This window comes from Prochlorococcus marinus CUG1435 (assembly GCA_017644375.1).
In the GTDB taxonomy this organism is placed as follows: domain Bacteria; phylum Cyanobacteriota; class Cyanobacteriia; order PCC-6307; family Cyanobiaceae; genus Prochlorococcus_A; species Prochlorococcus_A marinus_AH.
This window is the reverse complement of the sequence record JAEPLP010000001.1, coordinates 1,458,861-1,473,444: the sequence shown is the minus strand read 5'-3', so window position 1 is coordinate 1,473,444 and position 14,584 is coordinate 1,458,861. Positions and strand designations below refer to the sequence as shown.

General features: G+C 30.2%; 12 protein-coding genes. 3 read left to right on the top strand and 9 right to left on the bottom strand.

Features of this window, described 5'->3' with window-relative positions; all coding sequences use genetic code 11:
• Window positions 1-7: 7 nt before the first annotated feature.
• Genes JJ844_08370 through JJ844_08360 form a run of 3 tightly spaced genes read right to left on the bottom strand, consistent with a single transcriptional unit; the run spans window position 8 to window position 2,666 of the window.
• Window positions 8-634, bottom strand: a complete 627-nt coding sequence (locus JJ844_08370) for a DUF1995 family protein (protein MBO6975691.1) — start codon at window positions 632-634, stop codon at window positions 8-10.
• Window positions 634-1,806: an aminotransferase class V-fold PLP-dependent enzyme gene (locus JJ844_08365; GenBank protein ID MBO6975690.1), complete on the bottom strand. Its 1,173-nt coding sequence runs from the start codon at window positions 1,804-1,806 to the stop codon at window positions 634-636. Before JJ844_08365 ends, JJ844_08370 begins: the two co-directional genes overlap by 1 nt.
• Window positions 1,806-2,666 (bottom strand): diaminopimelate epimerase, encoded by an 861-nt coding sequence (locus JJ844_08360; GenBank protein MBO6975689.1) that lies wholly within the window; start codon window positions 2,664-2,666, stop codon window positions 1,806-1,808. Before JJ844_08360 ends, JJ844_08365 begins: the two co-directional genes overlap by 1 nt.
• A 107-nt stretch (window positions 2,667-2,773) precedes the next feature.
• On the opposite strand from JJ844_08360, the gene JJ844_08355 reads away from it, so the two are divergent.
• Window positions 2,774-5,344: a leucine--tRNA ligase gene (locus JJ844_08355; GenBank protein ID MBO6975688.1), complete on the top strand. Its 2,571-nt coding sequence runs from the start codon at window positions 2,774-2,776 to the stop codon at window positions 5,342-5,344.
• On the opposite strand, the gene JJ844_08350 is transcribed toward JJ844_08355, so the two are convergent.
• Entirely contained in the window at window positions 5,341-6,924 is a 1,584-nt protein-coding gene (locus JJ844_08350) for a glucose-6-phosphate isomerase (protein ID MBO6975687.1), read from the bottom strand. The genes JJ844_08355 and JJ844_08350 overlap by 4 nt on opposite strands.
• A 179-nt stretch (window positions 6,925-7,103) precedes the next feature.
• On the opposite strand from JJ844_08350, the gene JJ844_08345 reads away from it, so the two are divergent.
• Complete coding sequence (locus JJ844_08345) at window positions 7,104-7,760, top strand: phosphoribosylglycinamide formyltransferase (protein ID MBO6975686.1); 657 nt, start codon at window positions 7,104-7,106, stop codon at window positions 7,758-7,760.
• Here the strand turns inward: JJ844_08345 and JJ844_08340 are convergent.
• Window positions 7,744-8,799, bottom strand: coding sequence for an N-acetyl-gamma-glutamyl-phosphate reductase (locus JJ844_08340; protein MBO6975685.1), 1,056 nt, complete (start codon window positions 8,797-8,799; stop codon window positions 7,744-7,746). The genes JJ844_08345 and JJ844_08340 overlap by 17 nt on opposite strands.
• Window positions 8,800-8,932: 133 nt before the next feature.
• Here JJ844_08340 and ribA point away from each other — a divergent pair, with 133 nt between their 5' ends.
• A complete protein-coding gene (gene ribA, locus JJ844_08335; protein ID MBO6975684.1) occupies window positions 8,933-10,612 on the top strand; it encodes a bifunctional 3,4-dihydroxy-2-butanone-4-phosphate synthase RibB/GTP cyclohydrolase II RibA in 1,680 nt (559 codons plus the stop codon).
• A 1-nt stretch (window position 10,613) separates the two neighbouring features.
• Here the strand turns inward: ribA and JJ844_08330 are convergent, their stop codons facing one another.
• From JJ844_08330 to dnaK, 4 genes are read right to left on the bottom strand one after another with little or no spacing between them, the layout of a single operon-like run.
• A complete protein-coding gene (locus JJ844_08330) occupies window positions 10,614-11,054 on the bottom strand; it encodes a peptidylprolyl isomerase (protein ID MBO6975683.1) in 441 nt (146 codons plus the stop codon).
• A 38-nt stretch (window positions 11,055-11,092) separates the two neighbouring features.
• Window positions 11,093-11,476 carry a DUF3110 domain-containing protein gene (locus JJ844_08325; protein ID MBO6975682.1) on the bottom strand — a complete coding sequence of 128 codons (384 nt, stop codon included), beginning with the start codon at window positions 11,474-11,476 and terminating at the stop codon, window positions 11,093-11,095.
• Window positions 11,477-11,509: 33 nt separating this feature from the next.
• Entirely contained in the window at window positions 11,510-12,460 is a 951-nt protein-coding gene (locus JJ844_08320; protein MBO6975681.1) for a DnaJ domain-containing protein, read from the bottom strand.
• Window positions 12,411-14,408, bottom strand: coding sequence for a molecular chaperone DnaK (gene dnaK, locus JJ844_08315; GenBank protein MBO6975680.1), 1,998 nt, complete (start codon window positions 14,406-14,408; stop codon window positions 12,411-12,413). The genes JJ844_08320 and dnaK overlap by 50 nt, the downstream gene beginning before the upstream one ends.
• Window positions 14,409-14,584 lie beyond the last annotated feature (176 nt).

The window sequence follows — 14,584 nt, the reverse complement described above, 5'->3', positions numbered from 1 at the left end:
ATTAAATCTATAAATTTACAAAAATAGATTCATTATCGGGTTTAATTTCAAATTCTTTTTTAAAGTAATATCTTTTATTTTCTTCTTTGAAAAGCAACCAGTTATTTGGATAAATATGCATAAGAGCAGCTTTATTTAAAGGCTGAAGAAAATAAATATTTTTCCATGTTTTGACAAAGTTTTTACGTCGATCTCTAATAACACTTCCTATACCAATATTGGCATCTTCAAATTTTGGATTTAATGAATAATGCGTACCTTGATAATTATCAGACATTGGTTCAAATGAATCGAAATCATATGGCTGAGGTAGTATCGATATCATTACACTATCAATATTATTTATATTATTAGATTCATAAAATGATTTAAAAGTAAAGATTTTATCTTTGATATCTGGATAGTCTCTTTGAGCCAAAGCAACAGCACCTTGATCAGCAAATGTTATGAATACATTATTATTTTTAGATAATACTTTGTAGATAGTTATTCCAATCCTGTTAAACTTCAATCCTTCAAAATTAAATTCTATAGTAAATCTTTTGTTTGAATCTAATAAACTTGGAACAATTGCATCCTCCATATTCTTAAGAGATTCATTCAAATCTTTAGGTAGTCTGTAATTAGTTTCCATTAAAATTTGTCAATACATATTTGAATAAGTTCTAAAAATTTATCTATTTCTGACTTATTGTTTATTGAACCTAAAGTAACACGAATATTTGAATATAATTCTTCATCTTTTAAACCAATATTTTTAAGTGTTGAACTAGGTTTCCCAGATGAGCTTGAACAAGCACTTCCACTACTTATAGCTATTTTATTTTCTGACATGAAATTAACAATCTTATATGCCATTATAGGCTCAAAAAGTTTATTTAATAGTAGAAACGAAATATGATTGGGAAGTCTATGGTTAATACTACCCGTAATCTTTATATGATTATTATCTTTAATTTTATGAAAAAAATAATTTTTAAGTTTATTAATATTACTAGAAGGAAATTCAGTTATGTAATCATATAATTTTATTTTTCCTTTAATATTCTTTAATGATTCATACATTCCAGCAATTAATGGCAAAGCTTGTGTACCTTGTCTAATTGAAAATTCCTGAGTAAGTGATATGTCTTTATTTTTTAAAATTTGTCTAGACTTTTCTTTTGTTAGAAGAATACCGATCCCTTTTGGACCTCCAAATTTATGAGCAGATAAACTTAAAAAATCACATTTAAGATCTTTCCAACTGAATATTCCATTACTTAATATTTGAGTTCCATCTAAATGAAACATTATATTTAATTCTTCACATTTCGAACCAATAAATTGGACAGGTTGTATTGTCCCAATTTCACTTTGTCCCCAAATAATTGATACAAGCTTAGTATCATTGTTTAATATTTTTTCGATATTTGAAATATTTAAAATTCCATCATTATTTACCATCCATTGGCAAATATCCCAATTTTGTTTTCTTAGTTTATTAGCACAAATAGTTGTTGCTTGATGTTCAACATTTGAAATAACAACTCTACCATTTTTAAAGTTCTCATAAATATTATTAAATACAATATTTGTCGATTCTGAAGAACCAGATGTAAAAATTATATCCTCTGGATCTGCTTCAAATATATAAGCAATTTTAGATCTAATTTTTTCAAGATATGTAGAACATTTTATCCCTAGCTCATATGTAGATGAAGGGTTATACCAATAATTCCTGTAAGTTGAATTAATTATATTTAAAACATTCTCAGATAATGGAGTTGTGGATGCATTATCAAAATAGATAAAATTATTTTCCATTAATTTACTATCATTGATCCTGAGAAAACCTTTTTAGCATTACCGGTCATCATGACTTCACAATCGTCTTTTGACCAATCAATTTTAAGATTACCTCCTGGTAAAGTTACTATGGTTTGTGAATTACAAAGGCCTAATTTATAAGCTGCTACATGGATAGCACATGCACCTGTTCCACAAGCTAAGGTTGGTCCTGCCCCCCTTTCCCATACTTTTACTTTAATATTATCTCTATTTAAAATTTGACAAAAATGCACATTAGTTTTTTCAGGAAATAATTCATTTTTTTCAAATATAGGACCAAGTCTTGAAAGAACAATTGACTCTATGTCTTTTAAAAAGAATATTAAATGAGGATTTCCCATTCCTACGGCATAACCCATATTATTAAAATCTTTCTCAATAAATTCGTGTGAAGGAATTGAATTTATTTTTTTTTCAATTGTTGTTGGAATATTTTGACATTCTAAAATTGGAACTCCCATTTTTACTGTAATTTCATCATTTATATATTTTGCAATTTTTAAACCTGCTTTAGTCTCAATTTTATATTCTATATTTTTATTATTCATTGAATCATTTACGTGGAGATACTCAACTAAACACCTTATGCCGTTTCCACACATTTGTGCTTCAGAACCATCAGAATTATAAATTATCATTTTTGCATAATTATCATCATTAGGTTCTTCTATAAAAATCACACCGTCTGCTCCAATACCAAATTGCCTGTTGCAAATTTGTTTTATATCAAATATTTTATTTGTCTTGTAATTTTTATATAAATCATTTCCTCTAGAATCAATTACTACGAAATCATTTCCGTTACCTTGATATTTTTCAAAAGTTATATTTTTCATTTGTAGATAATATATTTTAAATTTTAATTATAAATTATTACTTTTAACAATCTATTTCTATTTTATACAATGGATATTAAAATAATAATTTAACAAATAAAAATTAAGTGATTTCTCCCGATCAACAATATGAGACTGATACCAATTTATATAATCCATCTGAAATAGAAAAAAAATGGCAGTCAATATGGACAGAAAACAATTTATACAAAACCGATGAATCAATTGAGAATAGCGATAAATTTTATGCCTTATCAATGTTTCCCTACCCTTCAGGTAATCTTCATATGGGACACGTTAGGAATTATGTTATTACAGACTTAATAGCTCGGTTCCAAAGGTTTAAGGGCAAATCTGTTTTACATCCAATGGGTTGGGACGCTTTTGGTTTGCCTGCTGAGAATGCAGCGATTGAAAGAGGAATTAGTCCAAGTGTCTGGACAAAAAAAAATATTTCTCATATGAAGTCACAGTTAAAGCTTTTGGGACTATCAGTTGATTGGGATAGAGAATTTGCGACTTGTGATGAAGATTACTATGTTTGGACACAATATCTATTTTTAGAGTTATACAAGGCAGGTCTTGTATATCAAAAGGAATCAGAGGTTAATTGGGATCCTATAGATAATACCGTCTTAGCGAATGAACAAGTTGACTCAGAGGGTAAATCCTGGAGATCTGGAGCAGTAGTTGAAAAAAAATCATTAAAGCAATGGTTTTTAAGGATTACCAATTATGCGGATGAATTATTGAATGATTTAGAAAAATTAGATAACTGGCCAGAAAGAGTAAAAATAATGCAAGATAATTGGATAGGAAAATCAACTGGTACAAATATTAATTTCAATATTATTACTAATCCAAAAGAGAAAATAACAGTATTCACAACAAGACCTGACACTTTATTTGGAGTTACTTATTTAGCAATTTCTGTTAATCATTCATTAATTAAAAATATTTCTAATCAGGCAACCTTACAAGATATAGAAAAACTTAAACAATATTTGAAAAAAAATAAAAACAATGAACTTGATAAAATTGGAATAAAAACCAGCTTAATAGCAATAAATCCAGTTAATTCTGAACCTATACCTATTTGGGTGGCTAGTTATGTTCTTGATGAATACGGAACAGGCGCTGTTATGGGTGTACCTGCTCATGATTTAAGGGATTTTGAGTTTGCTAAGAAAAACAATATAGATATTAAACAGGTAATAGTAAAGGATAAAAGTGAACAATGTATGGAGCTTGATAATGCTTATGTAGAAAATGGATATCTAATTAATTCAAATCAATATAATGGTTTAGCAAATACTATTGCTAAATTAAAAATTGCAGAGGAGGGAGTAAATAATAGATGGGCCGAAAATAAGATTCAATATCGTTTAAGAGATTGGTTAATATCTAGACAAAGATATTGGGGATGTCCAATACCCATCGTTAATTGCAAAAAATGTGGAGCTGTTCCTTTAAACCAATCGGATTTGCCAGTTTCATTACCAAAAGATATGGAAATCTCCGCTAACAAGATTAATGCTTTAGGTGATAATAATAATTGGATAAATACAACATGTCCAAAATGTGGAATATTGGCAAGAAAAGAAACTGATACTATGGACACTTTCATGTGTTCATCTTGGTATTTTTTAAGATACCCATCTTCAAAATGTTCGACTAAGCCATTTGAAAAGAATGAAATTAATAAGTGGTTGCCTGTAGATCAATATGTTGGAGGAGTAGAGCATGCAATATTGCATTTGTTATATGCAAGATTTTTCACTAAAGCTTTGCGAGATAATGAACTATTTGATATTGATGAACCTTTCAAAAAACTTTTAACGCAAGGAATGGTTCAGGCCGCAGCATATAAAAATAATAAAACTGGTAAATATGTTTCTCCTTCCGATATTACTGACTTGTCAAATCCTAAGGATCCAATTGACAATACTAAACTTGAAGTTCTTTTCGAGAAGATGTCTAAGTCTAAATATAATGGAATAGACCCTGAATCAGTTATAAAAAAATATGGAGCAGATACAGCAAGAATGTTTATATTATTTAAAGCACCACCAGAAAAAGATTTGGAATGGGGAGATACAGATGTTGAAGGACAATTTAGATTTTTAAGCAGGATTTGGAAACTTTATATAAATTGTGCAAAAGATATAAATAGTAAATTTGATTCCTATCCAGATAAAGAAAAAAGTTTAATAAAGTCAATGAATATTGCTATAAAGGAAATATCAAATGACATATTAAATAACCAATTTAATACTGCGATTTCAGAACTAATGAAGTTTTATAATTCATTATCAAATTCCATTAATGACGTAAACAATAATTTAAAAATTGATGCTTTAAAAACATTTTGTATTTTGTTGGCTCCATTTGCACCACATATTGCAGAAGAAATATGGCATCTTATAGGATTTGAAAAATCTGTACATTTAGAACACTGGCCTTCATTTAATGCCGAGGCACTAAAGGAAGATTCATATGAACTAGTAATACAAGTGAATGGAAAAGTTAGAGACAAAGTAAATATTAATAATGATATGACTGAAGATCAAATTAAAAAATTGACTTTTAAAAGACCTAACATATTAAAATGGACTCAAGATAAGGAAATAAGAAAAATAATAATTGTTAAAGGAAAAATTATGAATATTGTTGTTTAAGAATTTATTTTTTGAATAACTAATGAATTTGGATTTGACCAATCGCCTTTAACTAAATAATTATCATTACCGAAACACATTTCACGGAGTATGAAAAATATAGGTTCACTAACTGAATTATCAAATAATGATGTTATGTCATTTATAGAATATTCTCCACCTTCATTTAATAAATTACTTACTTTTTGTTGATACTCAATAATATTAGCAGCTGCTTTCTTTCCAGCTTCAACTCCAGGTTGATCATATGCATTTATATTTACCAATTCAGCGTAGAAGGATACAGCCCTCTCAAATAAAGCGATTAAGGCACCTAGTGAAAAACAATTTAACTTTTCTAACGTAATAGTTATACTTTGTCTGTTTTCACTAGAGAGTGCTGATCTGGTTCCTTGCAAAAAACCAGAAAGATATTCTTTAGGATTCTCTTTTTCTTCGAAAATATTAGTAGATGGAGAATCTAATAATTCAATAAAAATGCAAAAGAAATTATCAATACCATCTCTCAGTTGCTGAACATAAGCATGTTGATCTGTAGATCCTTTATTACCAAAAACGGAAATACCTTGATTAACTACTTCACCATTCCTATTAAATTTCTTTCCTAATGATTCCATTACTAATTGCTGGAGATATTTACTAAAAACTTGTAACCTATCTCTATAAGGTAATACGACCATATCTCTCTTTCCAATACCATCCCCAGTTAAATACCATGCGGATGATAATAGTGCTGCTGGGTTATTTTTAAAATCACTTATACGTGTGGCTTCATCCATTAATGATGCACCTCTAATAAATTCAGAGATATTTTCATTAATAAGAGCTAATGGAAGTAATCCCACAGAGCTTGTAATACTCGTTCTTCCTCCAACCCAATCTTGCAAATTAAAAATTTTTAACCAATTTTCAGAAGTAGCTTTTTTAAATAACTTACTACCTTTCATAGTTATAGCTATAGCATTAGAATTCCATTCAAGAGAATTGTTTTCGCAGTGACTTTTAATAATTTCCATAGCAATTCTAGGTTCAGGCGTACCACCTGATTTGCTTACTACTACAAATAATGTTGTTGATAATTTTTCAGATAACTCTTCTAACTTTTCGCTAATTAAAAAAGGATCTACATTATCGATATAAGAAAAATTTAAGCCTCTAGAACATTTCTGCAGTGACTCTGTAATAAGTAATGGTCCTAGACCACTTCCACCAATTCCTATCCATAGAACATCAGTATAATGCTGATTATTCTTATTCTTAATATCTCCATTTAAAATTTGTTTTCCAAATTCAGAGATTGCATTAATATCTGCTCTAATTTCCTCTCCTATTTTTAAAGAGGGTGAAATTGATGGATTTCTAAGCCAATAATGCCCAACTTGTCTATTTTCATCAATATTTGAGATTGCACCATTTTCTAAATCTTTTATTGATGAAAAAACATCTATAAATTTATCTTCTAAATTTTTTATCTCTTTACTTGTGAAATTAATTTTGCTTATGTCTAACCAAATATTTAATTTTTTATCAAACCAAAGATAATTACAAAATTTATCCCAAGAGTTTAAATCTCCATTCATTTTATATATTTGTTTCTTTTATTTATCTTTTAATTATATCTATACGAATAGTACATAGATTTGAATCATTTAAATTTGTTTAAATTTTTATCTTCAAATAAATATGTTTTTGAATATAAATATTTAGGCTGGAGGGTTTTTTTTATTTCATAAGAATTTATTATTGGATTAAAAAAACATTGGATAGATCATTTAATTACATAATTTCGCCTGAGATATCTGAATTTAGACGATTTTCACCTAAATTAAAAATAGGTGTACTTGCATCTGGGAAAGGAACAAACTTTCAGGAATTAATTAATCTCTCAGAAAAAGGAGAATTAGATATAGATATAAAAGTTTTAATTACTAACAAAGATGAAGCCGGTTGTATAAAAAGAGCTGAAATTAAAAAAATACCTCACAAAATTATAAGAAGCAAAGACTTTCTACAAAAAGAAGCTTTTGAATTAGAAATTGTAAATACTTTAATTCATTACGATGTTGAACTTGTGGTTATGGCAGGCTGGATGAAAATTGTTACTCCATTTTTTATTAATAAATTTAAGAATAAGATAATAAATATTCACCCTTCATTACTACCTGCATATAAAGGTGGTTCTGCGATAAAGGACTCTATATTAAATGGTTCAAAAATAACTGGTTGTTCAGTACATTTTGTAGAAGAGGAGGTAGATAGTGGATCATTGATAATTCAAGCTGCATTGTCAATTAGGGATGATGATGATATTGAATCATTATCCAAAAGGATACAAATGCTTGAGCATAAAATTTTGCCTCACTCAATCTCTAAAGCTGGGTTTTTGATAAGAAGTAATTTTATGGGTAATTATTAGTTAAATCAAGACCTTCATCCATTGAAAATCCACTCATAATATTTAAATTTTGAATTGCTTGCCCAGTTTGACCTTTTAGCAAATTATCAATTGCAGATAATATAATAATCCTCCCATTTCGAATATCAACTTTAACAGAAAGGAAAATTTGGTTTGTATTTTTAACCCATTTCGTTGAAGGATATGTATCTACAGGTAATACTTTAATATTTTTGAAATATCTGTAATAATTATCCAATAGAATTCTGCAATCATCAGAGGTTAATCCTGGATCTCTTAATCTCCCATATATAGTCGAATGCATACCCCTTGAAATTGGAACCAAATGAGGTGTAAAAAGCAGTTCAATTTTATTTCCAGAAATTATAGATGCTACTTGCTCGATCTCTGAAGTATGTCTATGGTTTATCAATCCATATGCTGATAAGCCTTCACCACATTCTGATAAGAGTAGCTTTTGGTTTGGTTCTCGACCTCCTCCAGAGGTTCCGCTTTTAGAATCAATCACTATACCTTCATTTTCAATAATTCCTTGCGATAGATAAGGAACTAATGGAATAAGAGCAGATGTTGGATAGCATCCTGGACAGGCAATTAATCTTCCCTTTGAGATGGCTTCCTTATTTATTTCAGGAAGACCGTAGACTGCCTCTTTACATAAATCATCATCATTTCTTTTATAAATAGCAGCTTCTTTGGAATATACATTTTTCCATTCATCTAAAGACTTATATCTGTAATCAGCAGATAAATCAATAACTTTAAGTCCTCGATCTAATAATTTCCTTGTCAATGTTGAAGATAAGCCATTTGGTAAGCAAAGCAAAGCAACATCTGCATTTTTTGAAATATTATCTACGGAAATTTCTTCTATATAAGGATCATTATCTAGATAAATAAAAGGAAAATTATCATTCCACTTTGATCCAGATGTTTTATTTCCTCCTAAAAATGAAATTTTGTATTTTTTAATTTTCTTTAAAAGATTTACCGCTTGAATACCGCCGTAACCTGTAGCACCTACTATTGCAACATTCATTTTTTTGAATTGGCAGACTTTGATATAGGATTATAAAGTGTTGAATTTAAGGTAACTAAAACACTATTTTTCTATATTGATAGGAATAATGAAAGAAACAAGTCCCAAATCAAATAATGGAACAATTTTGGATATAAATGAATCTTTTAAAATTGAATTTGATCCTATCAGTGACGCGTTGGCAGCCATAAGAAATGGTGAATGCATAATTGTTGTAGATGATGAAAGAAGAGAAAATGAAGGGGATTTAATATGTGCGGCTCAGTTTGCAACTCCACAGCAAATTAATTTTATGGCTACAGAGGGACGAGGTCTTATATGCCTAGCTATGCAAGGCGAAAAACTTGACTCTTTAGATTTACCATTAATGGTAGATAGAAATACAGATGAAAATCAAACAGCTTTTACGATATCAATTGATGCTGGACCTGAAAATAATGTTACTACAGGAATATCCGCTGAAGATAGAGCAAAGACTATTCAAGTTGCAATAAACCCAAATACAAAACCCGATGATTTAAGAAGGCCAGGACATATATTTCCATTAAGAGCTAAGAAGGGTGGAGTATTAAAAAGAGCAGGCCATACAGAAGCAGCTGTAGATATTGCGGCAATGTCAGGTCTTTATCCCGCTGGAGTTATTTGCGAAATACAAAATCCTGACGGTTCCATGTCAAGACTTCCACAACTTAAAGAGTATGCAAAACAGTGGGGAATGAAATTAATATCAATAGCTGATTTAATAAGTTATCGATTTCAAACTGAGAGATTTGTATTTAGAAAATCCGATGCAGTACTTCCAAGTATTTTTGGTAATTTCAAAGCTTATGGATATGTTAATGAACTTGATGGTTCAGAGCACGTTGCATTAGTTAAACAAAAATCATCAAAATTAAGCGAACCTGTCCTAGTAAGAATGCACTCAGAGTGCTTAACTGGCGATGCTTTTGGATCATTACGTTGTGATTGTAGACCCCAGTTAGAGGCTGCTTTATCAAGGATTGAAAAGGAGGAAGAGGGAGTTGTTGTTTACTTAAGACAAGAAGGCAGAGGTATTGGTCTAATAAATAAATTAAAAGCTTACAGCTTACAGGATGGTGGACTAGACACTGTAGAAGCCAATGAAAAATTAGGTTTTCCAGCTGATCTCAGAAATTATGGAGTTGGTGCACAGATATTAACTGATCTAGGAATAAAAAAACTAAAATTACTAACAAACAATCCTAGAAAGATTGCTGGATTAGGTGGTTACGGAATAGAGGTTATTGAGAGAGTTCCATTAGTTATTTGTCCAAACGATAATAATGCAGAATATTTGAGTGTAAAAAAAACGAAATTAGGCCACATGATTGATGAAGATAATCCTAATTCCAGGAATATCGATCCATTTATATCAATTTTTCTTGACGGGAAATATAAATCTATTGATCTAGTTCCAATAAAAAATAACGTTATTAAATTCTGCAGTTATAAGAATATTAATATTAAACTAGAAAGTACACCAAGATTATTGGCTTTTTGGAATCGTCCAAAATTAGTTTGGCGAATTTTGCATGATCAGAATAGAACCAATTCGAACATTACTGATGAAGAAATAAAAAATATAGAATTATTTATACAGTTTTTATCCAATTATGAAAATAGTACAAAGATTGGAATTATTGTTTCTAGAAACATTGAACAAGCATTACACCCAAAAAGTAGCATCAAATTAATCAATACTAAATTTACTATCAAAAATGAAATATTATATTCATCTACAAGAAAATTTAATCTAGATAAAGAGACATTTAGTATTGTTTTTGAGAGCTAAATTACTGTTTTAAAGTTGCTTTTAGAATTTTTGAACCATTAGTAAGCTTTAGAACTATATCCATATCATCAGTCTTACCAAAAACAGTATGAACTCCATCGAGATGAGGCTGTGGTTCATAAACTATAAAAAACTGACTTCCACCTGTATCCTTTCCTGCATGAGCCATAGAAAGTGAACCTTTTAGATGTTTATTAGAATTGATTTCACATTTAATATTGTATCCAGGACCTCCAGTTCCAGGCATACCAGATGCACCATCACGAGTATTTGGACATCCACCCTGAGCCATAAATCCAGGTATAACTCTGTGAAATGCTAGACCATCATAAAAACCATCTCCAATTAACTTCGTGAAGTTTTTTACTGTATTAGGTGCGTCTTCAGAGAAAAATTTAATATTGATGTTTCCAACTTCTGTCTCAAATAATGCAGTTGTCATGTTTTTATTTGTTTAATAATTAATTGATATTTTAATAGCTAAAGCAACTTTTCAAGGTTTTCCTTAATGGTATTTATATCTATGTTATCTTTATTACTATTTTTGTCTTCCTCCCAATTTTGAACTTCTAGGTTTTTCTGGGGTGGTGAAATTAATAACCTATCTTCTACGGTTTTAGGTACAAAATTTTTTTCTACTAATTTGCATTCATAATCTAATCTAACGCAGAAATCTTTTATTTCATCAATGTTGATCATCTCAACAGTTGGCGAAGGAAAATCCTGGGCCTCTAGAAGACCACAATATCTTATAGCATCATCCTTATCTTCAAACATAAGAACTATAGTCCTTCCTTTAAGTTCGATTGAATGAATTCCTTCCTTATCTGTTCCTGAATTATATAAAAGAACAAATATGTTCATAGGTGTAGATTTTTCTATATATATATTATTTGATTAAGAATCAGAAAGTGATAATTCTTGTAATCTTGTATATAAAGCAATTTCTTCATCATTAATATCAGCAGGTATTACTACCAAGATTTCAACATATTGATCACCTACATTATCTTCGAATGTTAAACCCCTACCTTTCAAACGTAACATTCTTCCCGTAGATGATTTTGGTGGCACTTGAAGTGTGACATATCCATCAAGGGTAGGAACCTCTACTGCACAACCAAGAAGAGCATCATGAGGAAACAACTCTAATTTATAAAGAACTCTTAAACCATCAATTCTTAGACCACTTTCCGTTTGAACTTTTAATTGTAGATAGTGATCTTTACCTCCTCTTGCAATATTTTCAAGTCTTAATCTCCATCCATCTCCAGCAAAAGGAGGGGTATCAACTTCTACTACGGTTTCATCCTCAAGTTCTATTAAAATGGAAGCTCCATTTAAGGCCTCATAAGGTGTTAATTCAATAACTGTTTCAATATCTTGGTGGAGTTTAACTGGAGGTGGCTCTTCTGGGGAGGTTGCAGGATATTCATAATTATTGAATTCATCATTTATGGATTCATCGTCTAATGATTCATTATCATATTCGTCATAATCTTTAGGGGTGTATTCATATCCAAATAATGAATCAAGATAATCTTGAAATTCAGGGAATCCTGTCTTGAAATTATTATTTTCGTAATCTTTATAAATATTTTCATCCAAATTTTCTTTACTATTTTTGGATTCGCGTAAGTATTCGTAAGCTTCGTTAATTAATTTAAATCTTTCTTCTGCATTTAGATCATTTTTATTTAAATCTGGATGCCATTTTCTTGCTTCTCTTCGAAAGGCCTTTTTAAGTTCTTTATCATCGAAATCATGGGATAAACCCAAAATCGACAAATAGTCTTTTTTAGAGGAAATAGTCATTGTCCCATGGATCATCATCCCTAGAATTACCATACCTCGAATTTCTATAATTTCTATTCATTTGATTGTCCCAAGGATCATCATCCCAATAATCATCAGAAAAAAGCTCGTCCTTTAATGATCCAAATGTATTTTTTATACCTTGTAAAGGATTATTATCAGTTTTCCTTTCTGCTGCAAATTTCCTGTTTAAACCAAATAATGCCTCTTGGAGAGCACTTACTGAAATTTCTAATTCTTGAGGATCATCATCATCTATGAATTCTTCAACATCTTGAATTGCCAATTCAACAGCCCTTTGTTGTCTTTCAGCGCCATAAGGTCCAAATTCTAATGAAGCATCTCTAAGCCGTCTTTCTGCTTGAGCAATAAGAGTTAAAGCACTATTTTTTCTATCAATGACAGATCTCTTCTTTCTATCTTCATTAGCCTTCGATTTGGCTTCTTCAATTATTGAATTAATTTCCTGTTCATTTAAATTTGAACCTCCAGAAATTGTAACTGCTTGCTTTCTTCCAGTAGTTCTATCAGTTGCACTTACTTCTAAAAGACCATTAGCATCAATATCAAATGCTACTTGAACTTGTGGTATTCCTCTGGGTGCTGGTGGTATTCCAGATAACCTAAATTTACCAAGTGATTTATTTTCAGAAGCTAATGGTCTTTCACCTTGTCTTACTTGAACAACAACTGAAGATTGATTAGCTTCAGAAGTACTAAAAACATCAGATTGTCTTACTGGGATAGGAGTATTTCGAGGTATAAGTACCTTCATAAGACCACCTATTGTTTCTAAACCTAAAGATAAAGGTGTGACGTCATTAAGAAGTAAATCTTGTAAATCACCACTAATTATTCCAGATTGTATCGCAGCACCAATTGCAACAACTTCATCTGGATTAACAGATTGACAGGGATCATTAGGAACGAGAGTCTTTACTAATTGTTGAACCATTGGAATTCTGGTGCTGCCACCGACTAGAACTACCTCATCTATATCTTCTGCGTTCCATCCAGAGTCATCTAGCGCTATTTGCACAGGCTCTAATAATCTGTCTAATAGATCTTGAGATAAAGATTCAAATATTTTTCTATCTAAGGTATCTTCAATATGCAACGGCCCCTCTTTATTTGTAGTGATAAAGGGTAATGATATTTTAGTTTTTGATAATCCTGATAATTCACATTTAGCTTTTTCAGCAGCCTCAGTTAATCTCTGCAATGCTTGTCTATCCCTTCTTAAATCAATATTATGCTTAGCAAGAAATTTCTCAGCAAGCCAATCTACTATTTTTGAGTCAAAATTGTTTCCACCTAGTTGGGTATCTCCACATGTAGCTTTAACATCAAATACACCATTTGAAATTTTTAATAATGAGACGTCAAATGTTCCTCCCCCTAAATCAAAAACCAAAACATTATTAGAAGAACTTTTTTCAAAACCATAAGCTAAAGCTGCTGCTGTAGGTTCATTTAGGATTCTATCTACTTTTATACCAGCCAATATTGCAGAATCCTTAGTAGCTTGCCTTTGAGATTCATTGAAATAGGCAGGTACTGTTATAACAGCAGAGTCAACAGTATCTCCAAGATATGTTTCAGCATCATTAATTAATTTTCTAATTAATGAGCTAACTAATTCTTCTGGTGCATACTCTCTTTCTGTATTTGGACTAAGAACCCTAACGCTTCCAGTATTATTAGCCTTTACATTGTAAGGAACAGAAATACTATTCTCATCTAATTCATCCCAGTCACTACCAATAAATCTTTTTAGGTTATAAAAGGTATTCTTAGGATTTAGAACAAGTTGTCTTCTTGCTTGATCTCCTATTACTATTTCTTTGTCTTTTGTAAATCCAACTATAGAAGGTGTAGTTCTAGACCCTTCTGAATTAGCAATAACAATTGGACGACCAGCTTCTATAACTCCGACAACAGAGTTAGTAGTACCTAAATCAATTCCAACTATTTGCCCCATGATTTTAGATCGCTAAATTAAAGCAAAATTTACTAATAATTTAATCAATTTTTATCTTAGATATCTACATATAATAGTAAAAATCAAATATTTTCAACTTAATTTAAATAAATAAAATTATTTATAACTTGTCCAAAAAAATTAACATCTATTTAAAACATCCTTTATAGACAAAG

Excerpts from the sequence above, each read along its gene's own strand:
- JJ844_08330 (MBO6975683.1), bottom strand. The coding sequence starts at position 11,054 with ATGACAACTGCATTATTTGAGACAGAAGTTGGAAACATCAATATTAAA.
- JJ844_08365 (MBO6975690.1), bottom strand. The coding sequence starts at position 1,806 with ATGGAAAATAATTTTATCTATTTTGATAATGCATCCACAACTCCATTA.
- JJ844_08370 (MBO6975691.1), bottom strand. The coding sequence starts at position 634 with ATGGAAACTAATTACAGACTACCTAAAGATTTGAATGAATCTCTTAAG.
- JJ844_08360 (MBO6975689.1), bottom strand. The coding sequence starts at position 2,666 with ATGAAAAATATAACTTTTGAAAAATATCAAGGTAACGGAAATGATTTC.
- dnaK (MBO6975680.1), bottom strand. The coding sequence starts at position 14,408 with ATGGGGCAAATAGTTGGAATTGATTTAGGTACTACTAACTCTGTTGTC.
- JJ844_08350 (MBO6975687.1), bottom strand. The coding sequence starts at position 6,924 with ATGAATGGAGATTTAAACTCTTGGGATAAATTTTGTAATTATCTTTGG.
- JJ844_08320 (MBO6975681.1), bottom strand. The coding sequence starts at position 12,460 with ATGGTAATTCTAGGGATGATGATCCATGGGACAATGACTATTTCCTCT.
- JJ844_08325 (MBO6975682.1), bottom strand. The coding sequence starts at position 11,476 with ATGAACATATTTGTTCTTTTATATAATTCAGGAACAGATAAGGAAGGA.
- JJ844_08340 (MBO6975685.1), bottom strand. The coding sequence starts at position 8,799 with ATGAATGTTGCAATAGTAGGTGCTACAGGTTACGGCGGTATTCAAGCG.